Origin of the sequence: Pseudomonas sp. NCHU5216, assembly GCF_052156495.1 — a bacterium.
In the GTDB taxonomy this organism is placed as follows: Bacteria; Pseudomonadota; Gammaproteobacteria; order Pseudomonadales; family Pseudomonadaceae; genus Aquipseudomonas.
The window spans coordinates 127,802-147,437 of record NZ_JBQLIX010000005.1 but is presented as its reverse complement, the minus strand read 5'-3'; the positions used below and the strand labels follow the sequence as shown (position 1 = coordinate 147,437).

Below are 19,636 nucleotides of genomic sequence, written 5' to 3'. Positions count from 1 at the left end.
GGGGGACTCCCTCTTCACTCGTTTAGTGAAAGGGTAGCAAATCGCCCCCTGCCGTTAGCAGGCCTCAGACCGCGACAGGCGCCTTGATATGCGGATGCGCCTGGTAACCGACCAGCTCGAAGTCCTCGAACTTGAAGGCCAGCAGATCCTTAACTTCAGGGTTGAGCTGCATGGTCGGCAGCGGCAGCGGCTCGCGGTTGAGCTGCAGGTCGGCCTGCTCGATATGGTTGGCGTACAGGTGGCAGTCGCCGCCCGTCCAGATGAACTCGCCCGGCTGCAGGTCGCAGACCTGCGCCACCATCAGCGTCAGCAGCGCGTAGCTGGCGATATTGAAGGGCACGCCGAGGAAGATGTCCGCCGAACGCTGATAGAGCTGGCAACTCAGCTTGCCGTCGGCCACATAGAACTGGAACAGCGCATGGCACGGCGGCAGCGCCATCTGCTCCACCAGCGCCGGGTTCCAGGCCGAGACGATCAGGCGGCGCGAATCCGGGTTCTTTTTGATCATCTCGATCAGCTTGGCGATCTGGTCGATGGACTCGCCATTGGGCGCCGGCCAGCTACGCCACTGGTAGCCGTAAACCGGGCCGAGGTCGCCGTTCTCGTCGGCCCACTCGTCCCAGATGCTGACGCCGTTGTCCTTGAGGTACTGGATGTTGGTATCGCCCTGCAGGAACCACAGCAGCTCGTGGATGATCGAGCGCAGGTGGCACTTCTTGGTGGTGACGAGGGGAAAACCAGCCGCCAGGTCGAAGCGCATCTGGTAGCCGAACACGCTGTAGGTGCCGGTGCCGGTGCGGTCCTCCTTGAAGGTGCCGTGCTCACGCACGTGGCGCATCAGGTCGAGGTACTGTTTCATCAGGCGGCTCCTTGAACGGGCTGGCGCTTGTAGGCGTAGACGATCAGGCCGATGCCGCCGAGGATCATCGGCACGCAGAGAATCTGCCCCATGGTCAGCCAGCCCCAGGCCAGGTAGCCGAGCTGGGCATCGGGCACGCGGACGAATTCGACGATGAAGCGGAACACCCCATAACAGGCGGCGAACATGCCGGACACGGCCATGGTCGGGCGCGGCTTGCGCGAGTAGAACCAGAGGATCAGGAACAGCGCCACGCCCTCCAGGGCGAACTGATAGAGCTGCGAAGGGTGGCGCGGCAAATGCTGCGGATCGGTGGGGAAGATCATCGCCCAGGGAACGTCGGTGGCCTTGCCCCACAGCTCGGCATTGATGAAGTTGCCGATACGCCCGGCCCCGAGACCGATGGGCACCAGCGGCGCAATGAAGTCCATCAGCTCGAAGAAGCTCTTGCCGTTGCGCTTGCCGAACCACCAGGTGGCCAGCATCACGCCGATCAGGCCGCCATGGAAGGACATGCCGCCCTCCCAGATGCGCAGGATCTTCACCGGCTCGGCAATATAGGCCGGCAGGTCGTAGAACAGCACATAACCCAGGCGTCCGCCGAGGATCACCCCCATGGCCACCCAGAACACCAGGTCGGACAACTTGTCCTTGGTCCAGGTGGGGTCGAAGCGGTTCAACCGTCGCGAGGCCAGCAGCCAGGCGCCACCGATGCCCACCAGGTACATCAGGCCGTACCAATGGATTTTCAGCGGGCCGAGGGCGACAGCCACCGGGTCGATCTGCGGATAAGGCAGCATGCAGAACTCCTTAGATGAGAAAACTCAGGCCCACGCTGAACAGCAGCAGGGCGAACAGACGCTTGAGCAGGCGCGGCGACAGGCGGTGAGCCAAGCGCGCGCCGAAACGGGCGAAGAACATGCTGGTCAGGGCAATACCCAGCAGCGCCGGAAGATAGACGAAACCGACGCTCCATGGCGGCAGATCCGGGTTGTTCCAGCCCGTGTACATGAAACTCAACGCTCCGGCGATGGCGATGGGCAGGCCACAGGCTGCCGAGGTCGCCACGGCCTGTTGCATCGGTACGCTGCGCCAGACCAGAAAGGGCACGGTCAAGGAACCACCGCCGATGCCGAAGATCGCCGAAGCCCAGCCGATCACGCCGCCGGCCAGGGTCAGCGTGGGCTTGCCTGGGACACCACGGCTGGCCTTGGGTTTCAGATCCAGCGCCATCTGCACGGCAACGAGAATGGCGAAGGTGCCGATGATCTTCTGCAACAGCGGCCCCTGGATCAGCGCCGCGGTCATGGCCCCCAGCGCCGCGCCAAGCAGGATGCCGCCGGTGAGCCAGCGAAACAGCGGCCACCGCACGGCGCCCATGCGGTGGTGCGCCAGCAGCGAGTTGATCGAGGTGAAGACGATGGTGGCCAGCGAGGTGCCCACCGCCAGATGGGTGAGGATTTCCGTGGACATACCGTGCGAGGCGAAGCTGAACACCAGCACCGGCACGATGATCAGACCGCCGCCCACGCCGAACAGCCCGGCCAGCACACCGGCGGCCGCGCCCAGCACCAGGTAGAGCAGCAGTTCCATCGACACCCCCGAAAACAAAGCGGCATGGTAGCGGAAATGCCCAGGAAACGGCAGGCGCCAGGTGTCGGACACCTGAACCGGATGCACTTCGTGCTAGGGTCTGTTGCCGTTTCGACGCGAGCCGTGTTGCCGCGCCAAATTGCGCCGGGCTAGGCGCGGGATGCAGGGAATGGTTGCTCCCTTGCCAAATCCCGCAACGACGCACGGCGCAATTTGCCGCGCAACCCGAAGGGACAGGCCAGTTTTTGCGTGGTGCGCCGTTGCAGGGCGACTCATTTGGGCGACCAAACTTCGCGCCTCGCGCCTAGCTCCACGCAAAAACTGGCTCCGTCGCGGCCGTGCGCGAAACGGCAACAGACCCTAGACTGCCGGGGTCATCGCTCACAAGGAGCTGCCCATGTGCCTGATCGTCTTTGCCTGGCAACCCGAGCATCCCCAGGTTCTGCGTCTGGTCGCCAACCGCGACGAGTTCTATGACCGCCCGAGCGCCGTGCTGAGCGAGTGGCAAGAGGCACGCGGCGTCTTCGCCGGGCGTGACCTGGAGGCTGGCGGTACCTGGCTGGGCATCAACGCGGAGGGGCGCTTCGCCGCCCTGACCAATATCCGTGACCCCAAGCAGCGCGCAGGCCTACGCTCGCGCGGCGAGCTGAGCGCCGACTACCTGCGCGGCCATCTGGGGCCACAGGCCTACCTCGAAGCAGTGATGGCGCGGGCGGCGAGCTATGGCGGCTTCAATCTGCTGCTGGGCGACAGAAGCCAGCTCTGGCACTTCAACTCCCATAGCGGTCAGGCGCGCTGCCTTGAGGCCGGCGTCTATGGCCTGGGTAACGCCGACCTGGACACGCCATGGCCCAAGCTGCTGCGCGCGCGCCAGAGGTTGCAGGACGAGCCGCATGCCGACGACCAACGGCTGCTGGCGCTGATGGCCGACACCCATCGGCCAGCCGACAGCGAGCTGCCGGACACCGGCGTCGGCCTGGCCGCAGAGCGTCTGCTGTCGAGCATCTTCATCGCCAGCGCCACCTACGGCACGCGCGCCAGCACGGTGGTGAGACTGGAACGGACGGGTTGGCGAATCATCGAGCGCAGCTTCGGGCCGTACGGTACGTGCTTGGGCGAGGTGGCCTTGCGCGGGTAGCCCGGCAGCAGAACGTGCATTGGATGTAGGAGCGAGCTCTGCTCGCGAAGCTCTTGCCGTTTGCCAGGGTTCGCGAGCAGAGCTCGCTCCTACGCAATAATTCAGGCCTGGATATTGGAGGCCGGGTTGATCACCCGGCCCAGGCCGAGGTTGCGCAGCGCCAGGTGCAGGGTGCTGTAGATCAGGTGCGGGTTGTCCATGGTCATCACCTGGGCCAGCACTTCCCTGGCCTTGCTCTGGGTGATCTGGCGCAGCAGCCATTTCACCTTGGGCAGGTTGGTGGCGTTCATCGACAACGAATCGAAGCCCATGGCCAGCAGCAGCACGGCAGCGGCCGGGTCGCCAGCCATCTCACCGCAGATGCTCACCGGCTTGCCTTCGGCATGGGCATCGTCGATCACCTTCTGCAAGGCCTGCAGCACGGCAGGGTGGAGGAAGTCGTAGAGGTCGGCCACGCGCGGGTTGTTGCGGTCGACCGCCAGCAGGTATTGGGTCAGGTCGTTGGAACCCACCGAGAGGAAGTCCACCTGGCGCGCCAGTTCGCGGGTCTGGTAGACCGCGGCGGGAATCTCGATCATCAGGCCGATGGGCGGCAGCGGCACATCGGTGCCCTCGTCACGCACTTCGCCCCAGGCGCGGTGGATCAGGTGCAGCGCTTCTTCCAGCTCCTGGGTGCCGGAAATCATCGGCAGCAGGATGCGCAGGTTGTTCAGCCCCTCGCTGGCCTTGAGCATGGCGCGGGTCTGCACCAGGAAGATTTCCGGGTGATCGAGGGTGACGCGGATGCCACGCCAGCCGAGGAAGGGGTTCTCTTCCTTGATCGGGAAGTAGGACAGCGCCTTGTCGCCGCCGATGTCCAGGGTGCGCATGGTCACAGGCAGCGGGTGGAAGGCCTGCAGTTGCTCGCGATAGGTGGCAAGCTGCTCCTTCTCACTGGGGAAGCGCTCGTTGATCATGAACGGCACTTCGGTGCGGTACAGGCCGACGCCCTCGGCGCCACGCTGCTGGGCACGGGCCACGTCGGCGAGCAGGCCGGTGTTGACCCACAGCGGCATGCGATGGCCGTCGAGGGTCTCGCAGGGCAGCGCGCGCAGGGCGTCGAGGCCTTCGGTGAGCTGACGCTCCTCCTCGACCACGTCGGCGTACTGCTTGCTCAGCAGATCGCTGGGGTTGGTGAAGACTTCGCCGTGATAGCCGTCGACGATCAGCTTGATGCCATCGATCTTCGAGTACGGTAGGTCGACCACGCCCATCACCGTGGGAATACCCATGGCGCGAGCGAAAATGGCCACGTGGGAGTTGCCCGAGCCAGTCACCGAAATCAGGCCCACCAGCTTGCCTTCCGGCACCTCGCCGAGCATCGCCGGCGACAGCTCCTCGCTGACCAGAATGGTGTTGTCCGGGTAGACCAGGGAGGTCTTGCGCTCTTCCTGCAGGTAGGCGAGCAGGCGCCGGCCGAGGTCGCGCACGTCACTGGCGCGCTCGCGCAGGTAGGCATCGTCCATCAGCTCGAAGCGCTTGACGTGGTCGAGCACCACCTGGCGCAGGGCACCCTGGGCCCACTGCCCGGTCTTGATGACCTTGCGCACCTCGTTACCCAGGGCGGCGTCGTCGAGCATCATCAGGTATACGTCGAACAGCGCGCGTTCTTCCTTGCGCAACTGCGTGGCGAGTTTCTCGGACAGCTCCTGCATGTCCTCGCGCACCCAGCCCAGCGCCTTGTCGAACAGGGCCAGCTCGGCGTCGATGTCCTCGACGTTACGATCCGGCACCACGTTCAGATCGGCCGGGGGCAGCACCACCACAGCGGTGCCCACCGCTGCCCCCGGTGCGCCCGGCACGCCGATGAACTTGGCCTCCTGTACCCCCTTGCCCTGACGGCCCAGGCCACGGATCGAGCCGGTGGCCTCGGCATGGGCGATGACCCCGGCGAGCTGCGCGCTCATGGTCACCAGGAAGGCTTCTTCGCCTTCGTCGAACTGGCGGCGCTCCTTCTGCTGCACGACGAGCACGCCCATCACCCGACGGTGGTGGATGATCGGTGCGCCGAGGAAGGAGGCGAAACGCTCCTCGCCAGTTTCGGCGAAGTAGCGATAGCGGGGATGGCTGGCGGCGTCTTCGAGGTTCAGCGGCTCCTCACGGGTGCCGACCAGGCCCACCAGACCCTCGTTGGGGGCCATGCTGACCTTGCCGATGGAGCGCTTGTTGAGGCCCTCGGTGGCCATCAGGACGAAACGGTTGCTGTCCGGATCGAGCAGATAGACCGAACAGACCTGGCTGCCCATGGCCTCCTTGACCCGCTGCACGATGATCGACAACGCCGCCTTGAGATCCTTGGCGGCGTTCACTTCCTGGACGATCTTGCGCAGCGTGTTGAGCATGCTCGGTCAGAATCCCGTAATCAGTCGCGCACACTGAGGCGCGGTGCAAGTTCCTTGAGGGCCCGGCGGTAAACCTCGCGCTTGAAGGTGACCACCTGGCCCAGCGGATACCAGTAGCTGACCCAGCGCCAGCCATCGAATTCCGGTTTGCCGGTCAGATCCATGCGCACGCGATCCTCGGAGCCGGTCAGGCGCAGCAGGAACCACTTCTGCTTCTGCCCGATGCACAGTGGTTGACTGTGGGTGCGTACCAGGCGTTGAGGCAGACGATAACGCAACCAGCCACGGGTGCAGGCGAGGATCTTCACGTCCCGTTCTTCGAGCCCGACCTCCTCGTTCAGTTCACGGTACAGTGCTTCTTCAGGCGACTCACGGTCATTGATGCCGCCCTGGGGGAACTGCCAGGCGTCCTGGTTGATTCGGCGCGCCCAGAGCACCTGGCCGACATCGTTGGTCAGGATGATGCCGACATTCGGGCGGAAACCATCGGAATCGATCACGGCAAGCAACCTCATAGACGCAAGTTAGGGCATTGTTCCACAAAGCCGCCGACAGCAGCAACGCAGGTTTTGGCGCAGTTTGAAAGCCCTGGCAAAGCGGCTATTCTGGCGCGCTCTCGACCCTTGCAGAACAGGTAGGCAACCGTGCGTTTGGCCCTTTTCGATCTCGACAACACCCTGCTGGCTGGCGACAGCGATCATAGCTGGGGCGAATTCATCTGCCGGCGCGGCCTGGTGGATGCCGCCGAGTACCTGGCGCGCAACGATGCCTTCTATGCCGACTACTGTGCCGGCAAGCTGGATGTGGTGGCCTATCAGAACTTCAGCCAGGCCATTCTCGGCCGCAGCGACATGGCGCAACTGGCGCAGTGGCACCGCGAGTTCATGACCGAGGTGATCGAGCCGATCATCCTGGCCAAGGGCGAAGCATTGCTGGCCGAGCACCGCGCCGCTGGCGACAAGCTGGTGATCATCACCGCCACCAACCGCTTCGTCACCGCCCCAATCGCCGAGCGCCTCGGCGTGGAAACCCTGATCGCCACCGAATGCGGCATGGTCGATGGCCGCTACACCGGCCAAATCACCGGCACGCCGTGCTATCAGGGCGGCAAGGTGACGCGCTTGAACGAATGGTTGGCAGAAACGGGTTACAGCCTGGACGACGCTTACTTCTACAGCGACTCGCGCAACGACCTGCCGCTGCTGGAAGCCGTGGCCAACCCGGTGGCCGTGGATCCGGACGACGTGCTGCGCGCCACCGCCCTCGAACGCGGCTGGCCGGTGATCTCGCTGCGCTGAGCCTCGGTTTGCCCTGCGCACCACGCCTTGTCAGGTGCTGGTGCGCATAGCGCACCCTACGAACCCAAGCGCACACCGCAACGACGTAGGGTGCGCTGCGCGCACCGGGTAGCAGATGCCCCGACACGCACGATCGCGAAGAGCCCGTAGGTCGGACTCAGGAGCGCCAGCGAACAGTCCGCCGGGCCATGCCGAGTTCGGCAGCACAACCTACGCCAGCCCCTTGTCAGAAGCTGGTGCGCATAGCGCACCCTACGAATCCGAGCGCATGCCGTGCAATGACGTAGGGTGCGCTGCGCGCACCGGGTAGCAGATGCCTCGGCACGCAGGAGCACGAAAAGGGGTGCTGAGCCGCCGAAGCGCCCGTAGCCCGGATGCAATCCGGGACCTAGTCTCAATCAGGCCGGCTTGGCCCCCATCAGGGCCATGATGACCAGCAGCAACGCCAGAATCAGCCCGGCATAGATCAGGCACAGACGCTTGAGCGCCGTCGGTGCCGGCGTATCGCCCAGTGCACGCCAGGCGGCCAGGCGACCGGCCAGCAGCAGACCGAGCAGCATCATCACCGCGTAGAGAATGCTGCCGAGCAGCAGCCAGGTCTGCCCCAGCGGCCAACCGGCGGTGTCCACCAGCCAGTAGCCGGTAAGCGGCAGGCTGAGCGCCAACACAGCGAATGCGGGAAAGCTGAACAACAGGGTCACGCACAGCTTGCGCGCCAGCACGGCCGCATCGCCGCTGCGCTGCGCCTTGAACAGCATCACGCCATGGGCGATCAGGCCGAGCAGCAGCAATACGCCCGGGGCGCCATGGAGAATGCGAACCAGCAGGTAGTGTTCCATCAGGAAGTCCTTGTTCAGCCCAGAAACAGGCGATAAGCCGGGTTTTCGCTCTCGTCCCAATAGGGGTAACCGATGGCGTCCAGCGCCTCCGGCACCAGATGGCGTTCGTCTTCCGGCACCTGCAGCGCGGCCAGCACGCGGCCGTCGGCGGCGCCGTGGTTACGGTAGTGGAACATCGAGATGTTCCAGCGCCCACCCAGCTTCTGCAGGAAGTTGAACAGCGCACCCGGCCGCTCGGGGAACTCGAAGCGCAGCACCATCTCGTCACCCACGCCGGCGGCGTGGCCACCGACCATATGGCGGATATGCAGCTTGGCCAGCTCGTTGTCGGTCAGATCCAGCACCGGGAAGCCCTGGGCGCGCAGGCCCTCGACCAGCGCGGCACGCGGGTCGTTCTCCGGGTGAGTCTGCACGCCGACGAAGATGTGCGCTTCGCTGCCGGTGTGGTAGCGGTAGTTGAACTCGGTGATCTGGCGCTTGCCCACCGCCTCGCAGAAGGCCTTGAAGCTGCCCGGCTGCTCGGGAATGGTCACGGCGATGATGGCCTCGCGCTTCTCCCCCAGCTCGGCGCGCTCGGCGACGTGGCGCAGGCGGTCGAAGTTGACGTTGGCGCCGGAATCGATGCCCACCAGCACCTGGCCACTGGCGCCTTCGCGCTCTACATACTTCTTGATCCCGGCCACAGCCAGGGCGCCGGCCGGCTCGGTGATCGAACGGGTGTCGTCGTAGATGTCCTTGATCGCCGCACAGATTTCATCGGTACTGACGGTGATCACCTCATCGACGTGATGCTTGCAGATATCGAAGGTGTGCTGGCCGATCTGCGCCACCGCCACACCATCGGCGAACAGCCCGACAGTCGGCAGCACCACCCGCTCACCCGCCGCCAGCGCCTGCTGCAGGCAGTTGGAATCGTCCGGCTCGACGCCGATCACCTTGATCTCCGGGCGCAGGTACTTCACGTAGGCAGCGATGCCGGCGATCAGGCCGCCGCCACCGACCGGGACGAAGATGGCGTCGATACGCCCCTGATGCTGACGCAGCACCTCCATGGCCACGGTACCCTGGCCGGCGATCACCAGCGGGTCGTCGTAGGGGTGGATATAGGTGTACCCCTTCTCCTCCACCAGTTTCAGCGAGTGCGCCAGCGCCTCGGGGAAGGCATCGCCGTGCAGCACCGCCTTGCCGCCACGGGAGCGCACACCCTGCACTTTCAGCTCTGGCGTGGTGCGCGGCATGACGATGGTGGCCTTGACTCCCAGGGTCTTGGCGGCCAGGGCCAGGCCCTGGGCGTGGTTGCCGGCCGAAGCGGTGACCACGCCACGCGCCAGCTCTTCGGGCGAGAGCTGTGCCAGCTTGTTGTAGGCGCCGCGAATCTTGAACGAGTACACCGGCTGCAGATCCTCGCGCTTGAGCAGAATCTGATTGCCCAGGCGCTCGCTGAGCTGACGGGCGGGTTGCAGCGGGGTTTCCACCGCGACGTCGTAGACGCGCGAGGTGAGGATCTTCTTCACGTACTGTTCGAGCATGGCGATTTCGCAGGCGTTCGGGCTTTGAGAGGACTGCCGAGTCTACCCCAGCGCCGCGCCAGGCGACCATACGAAACACGCGGGTTTTGCCCCGTGAGCACACCACTTGCCGCTATAATTCGCCCCTCTCGTTTCCCTACTCCCAGGCACAGACCCGCGATGAACCAGGATCAGCTGAAACAGGCCGTGGCCCAGGCCGCCGTCGACCACATTCTCCCGCGCCTCGACAGCAAGAGCATCGTCGGCGTCGGCACCGGCTCCACCGCCAACTTCTTCATCGACGCGCTGGCCCAGCACAAGATGGAATTCGACGGCGCCGTGGCCAGCTCCGAAGCCACCGCCGCGCGCCTCAAGGGCCATGGCATCCCGGTATACGACCTCAACGCTGTCAGCGACCTGGAGTTCTACGTCGATGGTGCCGACGAGAGCGACGAGCACCTCAACCTGATCAAGGGCGGCGGCGCCGCACTGACCCGCGAGAAGATCGTCGCCGCTGTGGCCAAGACCTTCATCTGCATCGCCGACGCCAGCAAGCTGGTGCCGGTACTAGGCGAATTCCCGCTGCCGGTGGAAGTCATCCCCATGGCCCGCAGCCACGTGGCTCGCGAGCTGGTCAAGCTCGGCGGCGACCCGGTGTACCGCGAGGGCGTGCTGACCGATAACGGCAACATCATCCTCGACGTGCACAACATGTCGATCGTCGACCCGGTGAAGCTGGAAGCGGATATCAACGCCATCGTCGGTGTGGTCACCAACGGCCTGTTCGCCGCCCGCCCGGCGGATCTGCTGCTGCTCGGTACTGCCGAGGGCGTGAAAGAGCTCAAGCGCTAGAACATAGCCCGGATGAAATCCGGGGATGCCTGACGCAACGCTCCCGGATTGCATCCGGCACGGCGTGACCTCGCTCGGAACCCCGGAAGCAAAACGTGGTGCATCAAGGTAGGAGCGAGCTCTGCTCGCGAAGCTTTTGCCATTTGCCAGGGTTCGCGAGCAGAGCTCGCTCCTACATGAAGCCTGTGCGCCTGAGTAGCCCGGATGAAATCCGGGTTACGGGCCGGGTGTTCACTTGCGCAACAACCGCAACCCGTTGAACACCACCATCAGGCTCACGCCCATATCCGCGAACACGGCCATCCACATGGTCGCCTCGCCAGCCAGGGTCATGGCCAGGAAGATCGCCTTGATGCCCAGCGCCAGGGCGATGTTCTGCACGAGGATGGCGTGGGTCTGGAGCGACAGGCGGACGAAGGCCGGAATCTTGCGCAGGTCGTCGTCCATCAGCGCGACATCCGCCGTTTCGATGGCAGTATCGGTGCCGGCGGCACCCATGGCGAAACCGATCTCGGCCTTGGCCAGTGCCGGTGCATCGTTGATGCCGTCACCCACCATGCCCACCACCTTGCCCTGCCCCTGTCGCACTTCGACCCAGGCCAGTTTGTCCGCCGGCAGCAGGTCGCCACGCGCTTCATCGATACCAACCTGCTCGGCGATGGCCGCAGCGGTGTGGGCGTTGTCGCCAGTGAGCATGCAGGTGCGCACCCCCAGCTCGTGCAATTCGGCGATGGCCTCACGGCTGCTCTGGCGCACCGTATCGGCCACGGCGAAGAGCATCAGCGGGCGCTGCTCGTCGCACAGCACCACCAGGCTCTTGCCCTGGCGCTCCAGCGCCTCCAGACGCTGTTCCAACTGCGCCGAGCAGAGCCCGAGGTCTTCCACCAGGCGGTGGTTGCCCAGGTACAGCAGCCTGCCATCGACCCGACCTTTGGTGCCCCGCCCCGCTAGCGCCTCGAAGTCTTCCACCTCTCGCAGGGTCTGCCCCTGCTGGTCGGCATGCTGGGCCAGCGCCCGGGAAACCGGGTGATCGGAGCGCGCGGCCAGGCTCGCCGCCCAGATGGCATGCTCGGGCTCGGCATTGTCCAACAGCTGGAGGCTGTCGGTCTGCACCGGCTTGCCGTGGGTCAGGGTGCCGGTCTTGTCCAGCGCCAGCAGGGCCAGATGCCGACCATTCTCCAGATAGACACCACCCTTGATCAGAATGCCCTTGCGCGCCGCCGCCGCCAGGCCGCTGACGATGGTCACCGGGGTGGAAATTACCAGCGCGCAGGGGCAGGCCACCACCAGCAGCACCAGGGCGCGGTAGATCCAGTCGAACCAGGCGCCGCCGATCAGCAGCGGTGGCAGTACCGCCACCGCCAGGGCGAAGACGAACACCGCCGGGGTATAGATGCGCGAGAACTGGTCGACGAAGCGCTGGGTCGGCGCGCGCGAACCCTGCGCCTCTTCCACCGCATGGATGATGCGCGCCAGGGTGGTGTCGCGTGCCGCCGCCGTAACGCGAAACTCCAACGAACCGGCCTCGTTGATGGTGCCGGCGAACACTGCATCCCCGCTGCGCTTCTCCACCGGCAGGCTTTCTCCGGTGATCGGCGCCTGGTTGACCGTCGAACTGCCGCTGACCACCTCGCCGTCGAGGCTGATGCGCTCGCCAGGGCGTACACGTACCACGGCATCCAGGCCGATGGACTGCACATCCACCTCCTGCCAACTGCCATCGGCCTGCCTGAGCGTGGCGCGCGATGGCGCCAGATCCATCAAGCCACGGATGGCATGGCGCGCCCGATCCAGCGAGCGCGCCTCGATCAGCTCGGCCAGGTTGAACAGCACCATCACCATCGCCGCTTCCGGCCATTGGCCGATCAACACCGCACCGGTCACGGCAATGCTCATCAGCGCGTTGATATTGAGGTTACGGTTCTTCAGGGCGATCCAGCCCTTCTTGTAGGTATTGAGCCCACACAGACCGATGGCCGCCAGGGCCAGCACGGCCACCAGCCAGTCGGTGCCGAGCGCAGCGAAGTGCGCGACCTCGGCCGCCGTCGCCAGCACACCCGCCATAGCCAACGGCCACCAAGACGCTTTTGCCGGCGCGGCGTGTGCCTGCTGCGCCGTGCCCTCGTCCTCCACCTGCGGGGTAAAGCCCAGCGTGCGAATGGCCGGCAGCACCTGAGCCAGCGCCCCGGCCTCATGGCTGACGGTGAGCACCCGCTGCAGCAGGTTGAAGTGCAGCCCGGCAACGCCAGGCAGGCGGCCCAAAGCATCACGGATCAGGCGCTCCTCCGTCGGGCAGTCCATCTGCTCGATGCGAATGCGGGTGTTCTGCGCGCCCGTCAGCGGCTCGTCGCTCGCCGAATGGGCTGCGCCCTGCTGATCATGCCCGGCATGGTCATGGTGGGCAGGCGTCTGTTGATGCGTGTGATCGCAGCAGCGACTCATGGCAACTCTCCGTCAGGTCTCTGTTGCCGAGTACACACCCTGTAGTCACTATAGGGTCAAGCAATAGGAGGCGATTCCATGAAAATCGGAGAATTGGCGAAAAAGGCCGGCTGCCAGGTGGAGACGGTGCGCTACTACGAACGCGAAGGCCTGCTGCCCGAGCCGGCACGCACCGAGGGCAACTACCGCGTCTACGACCAGAATCACCTGGAACGCCTGGTGTTCATCCGCAACTGCCGCACCCTGGACATGACCCTGGAAGAGATCCAGCGTCTGCTGGCCTTGCGCGACCTGCCCCATGAGAGTTGCGCCGGCATCAACAGCCTGGTGGACGAACATATCGAGCACGTGCAGGCGCGCATCGACAGCCTGATGGCCCTGCGTGATCAACTCAGCGAATTGCGCGACCGCTGCCATGGCCCCAAGGAGGCGGAGGACTGCGGCATCATTCGCCAGCTCAACGTCAGCGGCGGCGTGCAGCCGCTACCGGACGACAACCATACCCATGTCGGCAAGAGCCATTCACATTGACGCTAGGCGTCACTGCGGCTTGCGAAATACGTAGAACAGGTTTGGCTCGCTGATCAGGTACAGGTTACCCACCTCGTCGCTGGCCACCCCTTCGGCCTGCGGCACGCTGCGTTTGAGGCCATGCTGACCGGGCAGCAGGGACAGGGTGCTGATCGGCTTGCCCTCGGTATCCAGCTCGATCACCAGGCGCGACTCATCCGATAGTGCCAGCAGGTGGCCGGTAGCGGCGTCGAAGTCCAGGCTCGACAGATCGCGCACGAACAGCCGCGCATCACGCTTGGGATCGGTGTTGACCTGCAGGGCCAGCGGCTTGCTCTCGTCGACATGAGGGAAGCCCAGCACCTCGAAGATACGCACCGGGTCACGCTCCTTGGCCACCAGCAGGCGGTGGTTGGCGGCATCATAGGCCAGCCCCTCGAAGCCCTTGTTGCCATTACGGCCGATGCCCAGCGAGAGCTGCTGGTAGTCGGCCGCATCGAGCACGCGCGTGGCATCGTCGATACGCACCTTGACCAGGCGCTGTTCGCGCTCGTCGGCGATTACGTAGGTGCCGGGCGCCACGTATTCGATGGCCTCGGGATCGCCGAACCCCTGCAGGTCGATGGTGCGCTTGAGATCGCCCTGCAGGCTCAGCTCGATCACCCTGGCCGGCTTGTTGGTGACGCTGAACAGGCTGCGCCGATCCGGATCGAAGGTCAGCGCCGACACATCGCTGATATCGCCGATGGCCTTGGCCTCGATCACCACGCGGTAATCGCCCAGCCACAAGGAGCGCTCGCGCCACTGCTCACCATGCTGCCACTCCTGCACGGCGAACCAGGCGCGCTCGAACAGGCGGTATTGCTGGGCCGCCACGGCAATGGCCAGCAACGCCAGGCCGAGCAGGTAGAACCAGGGGTTGATGGCAAGCAGGCGGCGCATGGTGATCTCACGAAAAAACCCGCCACAGCTTATCTGTGGCGGGTGGGCAGAACAGCGGGGATCAGTTGATCAGTTCGACACGGTCGACATCGATCTCACGATTGTCGAGATCCTTGTCGACTTCACCGGTCAGGCGCACCTTGGCGTTTTCCGAGACGGTCTGGTTCGGCCAGTCTTCGTCGTCGATCTCCACCTGGATGGTGCCGGTGGCGTCCTTGAATTCGTACAGTTCGTCCTGCAGGCGCTTGACGATCTGACCTTCCAGCACGACGTGGGTGTCGTCGGCGGCCTGCTGCGCGGCAGCAACGGTGGTGACCTGCGCCGTAGCGCTCGGGCCGGTGTAGCCGGTGGCGAAAGCGGCAGTGCTGAGCAGCGGCAGGAACATCAGAGCGAGAGCGGTACGTTTCATGTTGAGAACCTCGTTGTTCGTAAGTGACGGGGTCAGATTAGTGCCGCAAGCTGAAGCCAGACTGAATCGCCGCTTAAGCCAAGCTGAATGCTCTAGCAGGCCGTTGAAAAACGTAGGCGAGGCAGCCAGTGCAAGGCAAAAACAGGCGAAAAAGCGGAGTTTACGAGCTGTAAATGAGCATTTTGAGCCTGTTTTTAACGCAGCAATGGCAACGTAGATAGTTTTTCAAGCTCAGCCCGCACCTGGCAGAGACTTGCGAAAGCGATAGAACAGGTTGGGTTCGGCGACGATGTAGATATCGCCGCTCTCGTCCATGGCCACGCCTTCGGCCTGCTCGATGCCGCTGTGCAAACCATTGAACCCGCCATTGAGGCTGAGGAAGCTGACTGGCTGGCCGGCACGGTCGAGTTCCAGCAGCATGCGCGACTCGTCGGACAGCACCAGCAGGTGGCCGGTACGCTCATCCACGCTCAGGGAGGAGATGTCACGCAGCGCCAGATGATCCGATAGCAGCGGTTGCAGCGCGCCAGCGCTGCCGTCCTCACCGGGGAAGGGCAGGCTGAACAGACCCAGCGGGCTGCGTTCCTTGCCCAGCAGCAGGCTGTGGCTGCGCGAATCCCAGCCCAGGCCCTCGAAGCCCTTGTTGCCGGCGTCGGCAAAGCCCAGGTCGAAGCCGGGAAAATCGGCGGCATTGAGCTCGAACGCATCGTCCTGCAGGGTGAAGGTGGTGAGCTGGCGGCGGCGCTCGTCGACTATGGCCATGCGACCGTTGTCGAGCATCTCCACCCCCTCCGGGTCGGAGAAGCCCTTGAGCGAGATGCGCCGCAGGATATCGCCATCACGGGACAACTCCACCAAAAGCGGATGCTTGCCGGTAACGGTGAACAGGGTGCCGGTCTGCGGGTTGTAGGTCAGCCCGGAGGTTTCGTCCTCTTCCAGGCCGGCCAGGGCCTTGGCCTGCACCACAGCGCGGTAACCGGGCAGCCAGATACTGGCGAGGCGATTGCCCAGCGGCGTGGAGCGCTCCTGCCACCAGAGCTGGGCGCGGTCGTCCCAGTGCTGGGTCTTCACCAGCACGCCGCAGGCCAGCAGCGCACAACAGGTAAGCCAATAGCGCGGGCGCTTCAGGCGGGAGCGGAGAGAGGACATCGCGACGACTCGACTGCAAGGTGCCCATGCGACCCCGGCCAACGACGGGAGTTCCACCGCCCTGGGGCGGCGGTCTTACTTACAGTACACGGCTGCTAAAGCGGCTATGACCGACCAGCTCCAGCTCCAGTTCGTCGCCTTTGTTCAGCGCGCCGACGCCCACCGGCGTGCCAGTGAGGATGACGTCACCCGGCTGCAGGGCGAAGTGCCCGGCCATGTGCTGGATCATGCCGACGATGGGGTTGAGCATGTCGCGGCTGTTGCCGTCCTGACGGGTTTCGCCATTGATCACCAGGCGAATGCCGATATCGCTCAGATCCTCGATGGCATCGCCCGGCACGAAGGGCGCCAGCACGCAGGCGCCGTCGAAGCTCTTGGCGATTTCCCAGGGGTAGCCCTTTTCCTTGAGCTTGGCCTGCACGTCGCGCAGGGTCAGATCCAGTGCCGGAGCGAAACCGCTGATGGCATCGCGCACTTCCTCGGCATCGGGCTTCGATGACAGCGGTTTGCCGATCAGCACGGCGATTTCCGCCTCGTAATGCACCGCGCCACGATCCTCGGGGATGGCGAAGCCGCCATCGAGCGGCACCACACAGGAGCCGGGCTTGATGAACAGCAGCGGCTCGCTGGGCACCGGGTTATTCAGTTCCTTGGCGTGCTCGGCGTAATTGCGGCCGATGCACACCACCTTGCCGAGCGGGAAGTGCACGGTGGTGCCGTCGACGTACTGATGCTGATAGCTCATGGGGTTGCTCCGCAGCTACAAGCCCCAAGCTACAAGTGAATCCGCGCCCTGCTTTTCTTGCGGCTTGCAGCTTGAAGCTTGCGGCTTTAATTGAAGATCTTGCCGGGATTCATGATCCCGTTGGGGTCGAACACCGCCTTGATCGCCTTCATGCAGGCGATCTCGGCTGCCGAGCGACTGTACTGCAGATAGTCGCGCTTGGTCATGCCGACGCCATGCTCGGCGCTGATCGAGCCGTTGTACTTCTCGACGATCTCGAACACCCACTGGTTGACCACTGCGCACTTGGCGAAGAAGTCTTCCTTGGCCAGCGCTTCGGGCTTGAGGATGTTCAGGTGCAGGTTGCCGTCGCCGATATGGCCGTACCAGAGCACGTCGAAGTCCGGGTAGTTGGCCGAAACGATGTCGTCGATGTCCTTGAGGAAGGCTGGCACCTGGCCGACGGTAACGGAGATGTCGTTCTTGTACGGCGTCCAGTGGCTGATGGTCTCGGAGATGTACTCGCGCAGCTTCCACAGGTTTTCCAGCTGCTGCTGGCTCTGACTCATCACCCCATCGAGCACCCAGCCCTGCTCGACGCAGTGCTCGAAGGTGGCCAGGGCTTCGTTGGCCACGTCCTCGTTGAGGGCCTCGAACTCCAGCAGGGCGTAGAACGGCGTGCGGCTCTCGAACGGCGCCGGCACGTCGCCACGGCCGAGGATCTTCTCCAGGCAGCGGTCGGAGAAGAACTCGAAGGCGGTCAGGTCGAGCTTGCCCTGGAAGGCATGCAGCACCGGCATGATGGAGTCGAAATCCGGCGTGCCGAGCACCATCGCGGTGAGGTTCTTCGGCGCGCGTTCCAGACGCATGGTGGCTTCGACGACGAAGCCCAGGGTGCCCTCGGCGCCGATGAATAGCTGGCGCAGGTCATAACCGGTGGCGTTCTTGATCAGGTCGCGGTTCAGCTCCAGCAGCTCGCCGGTGCCGGTGACCACTTTCAGGCCGGCGACCCAGTTGCGGGTCATGCCGTAGCGAATCACCTTGATGCCGCCGGCATTGGTGCCGATATTGCCGCCAATCTGGCTGGAGCCACTCGAGGCGAAATCCACCGGGTAATAAAGGCCCTTTTCCTCGGCGAACAGTTGCAGTTGCTTGGTCACCACGCCCGGCTGGCAGACCACGGTGCGGTCGTATTCGTTGAATTCGACGATGCGGTTCATGTAGTCGAACGACACCACCACCTCGCCATTGGCCGCCACGGCAGCGGCGGACAGGCCGGTACGGCCACCGGAGGGCACCAGGGCGATCTTGTGCTGATTGGCCCAGCGCACGATGGCCTGCACCTGTTCGGTGGTCTTGGGGAAGACGATGGCCGAAGGCGCAGGGGCGTACTGTTTGGTCCAATCCTTGCCATAGGTTTCCAGGGAATCGGCGTCGGTCAGCACCTTGCCGGGCTCGACCAGGGTCTTCAGCTCTTCGATCTGCACCGCTGTAGTCATCAAGTGAACTCTCAAAGGATTCATGGTCGCCCTGAGAACCATTCAGGTCGCAACCGAGCATTGAAAAAGGCGAACATGCTAGCATACGCACCCCGCGAATCGTGACATGCAGCGATCTGCGGGCGCTGGCTGAGTTTCTCGGCCCTTCCCTGACATTCTTCTGTGGGACACAGGTACTCCGATGAGCAAGACCTCTCTCGAAAAGAGCAAGATCAAGTTCCTTCTTCTCGAAGGCGTGCACCAGAACGCCGTAGACACGCTGAAGGCCGCCGGTTACACCAACATCGAGTACCTCAAGACCGCCCTGTCAGGCGAGGAGCTGAAAGAGAGGATCGCCGATGCCCACTTCATCGGCATTCGCTCGCGTACCCAACTGACCGCCGAGGTCTTCGACTGTGCGAAGAAGCTGGTCGCCGTCGGCTGCTTCTGCATCGGCACCAACCAGGTCGACCTGGACGCCGCCCGCGAGCGCGGTATCGCCGTGTTCAACGCGCCCTACTCCAACACCCGTTCGGTGGCCGAACTGGTGCTGGCCGAAGCCATCCTGCTGCTGCGCGGCATCCCCGAGAAGAACGCCTCCTGCCATCGCGGCGGCTGGATCAAGTCGGCGGCCAACTCCTTCGAGATCCGTGGCAAGAAGCTGGGCATCATCGGCTACGGCTCCATCGGCACCCAGCTCTCGGTGCTGGCCGAGGCGCTGGGCATGCAGGTGTATTTCTACGACACCGTGACCAAGCTGCCGCTGGGCAACGCCACGCAGATCGGCAGCCTGCACGAGCTGCTGGGCCTGGCCGACATCGTCTCGCTGCACGTACCGGAGCTGCCATCCACTCAGTGGATGATCGGTGAGAAGGAAATCCGCGCCATGAAGAAGGGTGCCATCCTGATCAACGCCGCGCGTGGCACCGTGGTCGAGCTGGATCACCTGGCCAATGCGATCAAGGACGAGCACCTGATCGGCGCCGCCATCGACGTGTTCCCGGTCGAGCCCAAGTCCAACGACGACATCTTCGAGAGCCCGCTGCGCGGCCTGGATCGCGTGATCCTCACCCCGCACATCGGTGGTTCCACCGCCGAAGCCCAGGCCAACATCGGTCTGGAAGTGGCCGAAAAGCTGGTCAAGTACAGCGACAACGGCACCTCGGTATCCTCGGTCAACTTCCCCGAAGTGGCCCTGCCGGCCCATGCTGGCAAGCACCGTCTGCTGCACATCCACGAGAACGTGCCGGGCGTGATGAGCGAGATCAACAAGGTGTTCGCTGACAACAACATCAACATCTCCGGCCAGTTCCTGCAGACCAACGACAAGGTCGGCTACGTGGTGATCGACGTCGACGCCGAGTACTCCGATCTGGCGCTGGAGAAGCTGCAGCAGGTGCATGGCACCATCCGTAGCCGCGTGCTGTTCTAAGCGACAGGCGGAAATGAAAAGGGCGACCCTCGGGTCGCCCTTTTTCGTTTGGCTTGGCCTGGAAGCTCTACCGGCAGCGATT

Annotated in this window: 18 protein-coding genes; 5 read left to right on the top strand and 13 right to left on the bottom strand. The window is 64.3% G+C overall.

The genetic code is table 11. The features are described from left to right. Window positions 1-64: 64 nt before the first annotated feature. From ACSVIK_RS06185 to ACSVIK_RS06175, 3 genes are read right to left on the bottom strand one after another with little or no spacing between them, the layout of a single operon-like run. Window positions 65-859 carry a thymidylate synthase gene (locus tag ACSVIK_RS06185; RefSeq protein ID WP_442443487.1) on the bottom strand — a complete coding sequence of 265 codons (795 nt, stop codon included), beginning with the start codon at window positions 857-859 and terminating at the stop codon, window positions 65-67. After that, entirely contained in the window at window positions 859-1,659 is an 801-nt protein-coding gene (gene lgt / locus ACSVIK_RS06180) for a prolipoprotein diacylglyceryl transferase (protein ID WP_442443486.1), read from the bottom strand. The genes ACSVIK_RS06185 and lgt overlap by 1 nt, the downstream gene beginning before the upstream one ends. 10 nt (window positions 1,660-1,669) lie before the next feature. Further along, the gene (locus tag ACSVIK_RS06175) at window positions 1,670-2,452 is read right to left on the bottom strand and encodes a sulfite exporter TauE/SafE family protein (RefSeq protein ID WP_442443485.1); all 783 of its coding nucleotides are present in this window, start codon (window positions 2,450-2,452) and stop codon (window positions 1,670-1,672) included. Window positions 2,453-2,849: 397 nt separating this feature from the next. Here ACSVIK_RS06175 and ACSVIK_RS06170 point away from each other — a divergent pair, with 397 nt between their 5' ends. Next, window positions 2,850-3,590, top strand: coding sequence for an NRDE family protein (locus ACSVIK_RS06170; protein WP_442443484.1), 741 nt, complete (start codon window positions 2,850-2,852; stop codon window positions 3,588-3,590). A 101-nt stretch (window positions 3,591-3,691) separates the two neighbouring features. Here ACSVIK_RS06170 and ptsP read toward each other — a convergent pair whose 3' ends face one another. Further along, entirely contained in the window at window positions 3,692-5,971 is a 2,280-nt protein-coding gene (ptsP, locus tag ACSVIK_RS06165; RefSeq protein ID WP_442443483.1) for a phosphoenolpyruvate--protein phosphotransferase, read from the bottom strand. 20 nt (window positions 5,972-5,991) lie between these two features. Continuing rightward, on the bottom strand, window positions 5,992-6,471 hold the full coding sequence (locus ACSVIK_RS06160) for an RNA pyrophosphohydrolase (RefSeq protein ID WP_159970811.1): 480 nt from the start codon (window positions 6,469-6,471) through the stop codon (window positions 5,992-5,994). A gap of 144 nt (window positions 6,472-6,615) precedes the next feature. Between ACSVIK_RS06160 and ACSVIK_RS06155 the strand changes: the two genes are divergently transcribed. Beyond that, the gene (locus ACSVIK_RS06155; RefSeq protein WP_442443482.1) at window positions 6,616-7,269 is read left to right on the top strand and encodes an HAD family hydrolase; all 654 of its coding nucleotides are present in this window, start codon (window positions 6,616-6,618) and stop codon (window positions 7,267-7,269) included. A gap of 398 nt (window positions 7,270-7,667) precedes the next feature. Here the strand turns inward: ACSVIK_RS06155 and ACSVIK_RS06150 are convergent, their stop codons facing one another. Both ACSVIK_RS06150 and ilvA read right to left on the bottom strand, forming a co-directional pair. Beyond that, complete coding sequence (locus tag ACSVIK_RS06150; protein WP_442443481.1) at window positions 7,668-8,108, bottom strand: DUF2269 domain-containing protein; 441 nt, start codon at window positions 8,106-8,108, stop codon at window positions 7,668-7,670. A gap of 14 nt (window positions 8,109-8,122) precedes the next feature. Then, a complete protein-coding gene (gene ilvA, locus ACSVIK_RS06145; protein ID WP_442443480.1) occupies window positions 8,123-9,637 on the bottom strand; it encodes a threonine ammonia-lyase, biosynthetic in 1,515 nt (504 codons plus the stop codon). A 159-nt stretch (window positions 9,638-9,796) separates the two neighbouring features. Between ilvA and rpiA the strand changes: the two genes are divergently transcribed. Beyond that, window positions 9,797-10,468 (top strand): ribose-5-phosphate isomerase RpiA, encoded by a 672-nt coding sequence (gene rpiA, locus ACSVIK_RS06140; protein ID WP_061240136.1) that lies wholly within the window; start codon window positions 9,797-9,799, stop codon window positions 10,466-10,468. Window positions 10,469-10,699: 231 nt separating this feature from the next. Here rpiA and ACSVIK_RS06135 read toward each other — a convergent pair whose 3' ends face one another. After that, window positions 10,700-12,910 (bottom strand): heavy metal translocating P-type ATPase, encoded by a 2,211-nt coding sequence (locus ACSVIK_RS06135; protein WP_442443479.1) that lies wholly within the window; start codon window positions 12,908-12,910, stop codon window positions 10,700-10,702. A 78-nt stretch (window positions 12,911-12,988) separates the two neighbouring features. Between ACSVIK_RS06135 and cadR the strand changes: the two genes are divergently transcribed. Continuing rightward, a complete protein-coding gene (gene cadR / locus ACSVIK_RS06130) occupies window positions 12,989-13,441 on the top strand; it encodes a Cd(II)/Pb(II)-responsive transcriptional regulator (protein ID WP_442443478.1) in 453 nt (150 codons plus the stop codon). Window positions 13,442-13,450: 9 nt separating this feature from the next. Here cadR and ACSVIK_RS06125 read toward each other — a convergent pair whose 3' ends face one another. The 5 genes from ACSVIK_RS06125 to ACSVIK_RS06105 all read right to left on the bottom strand — a co-directional run bounded on the left by ACSVIK_RS06125 (window position 13,451) and on the right by ACSVIK_RS06105 (window position 18,143). Further along, window positions 13,451-14,362: an SdiA-regulated domain-containing protein gene (locus ACSVIK_RS06125; RefSeq protein WP_442443477.1), complete on the bottom strand. Its 912-nt coding sequence runs from the start codon at window positions 14,360-14,362 to the stop codon at window positions 13,451-13,453. 61 nt (window positions 14,363-14,423) lie between these two features. Further along, window positions 14,424-14,771 carry a YgiW/YdeI family stress tolerance OB fold protein gene (locus ACSVIK_RS06120; RefSeq protein ID WP_442443476.1) on the bottom strand — a complete coding sequence of 116 codons (348 nt, stop codon included), beginning with the start codon at window positions 14,769-14,771 and terminating at the stop codon, window positions 14,424-14,426. A gap of 231 nt (window positions 14,772-15,002) precedes the next feature. Beyond that, window positions 15,003-15,920 carry an SdiA-regulated domain-containing protein gene (locus ACSVIK_RS06115; protein ID WP_442443475.1) on the bottom strand — a complete coding sequence of 306 codons (918 nt, stop codon included), beginning with the start codon at window positions 15,918-15,920 and terminating at the stop codon, window positions 15,003-15,005. A gap of 79 nt (window positions 15,921-15,999) precedes the next feature. Further along, window positions 16,000-16,665, bottom strand: coding sequence for a fumarylacetoacetate hydrolase family protein (locus tag ACSVIK_RS06110; RefSeq protein WP_442443474.1), 666 nt, complete (start codon window positions 16,663-16,665; stop codon window positions 16,000-16,002). A gap of 86 nt (window positions 16,666-16,751) precedes the next feature. Then, window positions 16,752-18,143 carry an FAD-binding oxidoreductase gene (locus tag ACSVIK_RS06105; RefSeq protein WP_442443473.1) on the bottom strand — a complete coding sequence of 464 codons (1,392 nt, stop codon included), beginning with the start codon at window positions 18,141-18,143 and terminating at the stop codon, window positions 16,752-16,754. Between the two features lie 181 nt (window positions 18,144-18,324). On the opposite strand from ACSVIK_RS06105, the gene serA reads away from it, so the two are divergent. Next, window positions 18,325-19,554: a phosphoglycerate dehydrogenase gene (gene serA / locus ACSVIK_RS06100; protein ID WP_442443472.1), complete on the top strand. Its 1,230-nt coding sequence runs from the start codon at window positions 18,325-18,327 to the stop codon at window positions 19,552-19,554. Window positions 19,555-19,636: the final 82 nt, after the last annotated feature.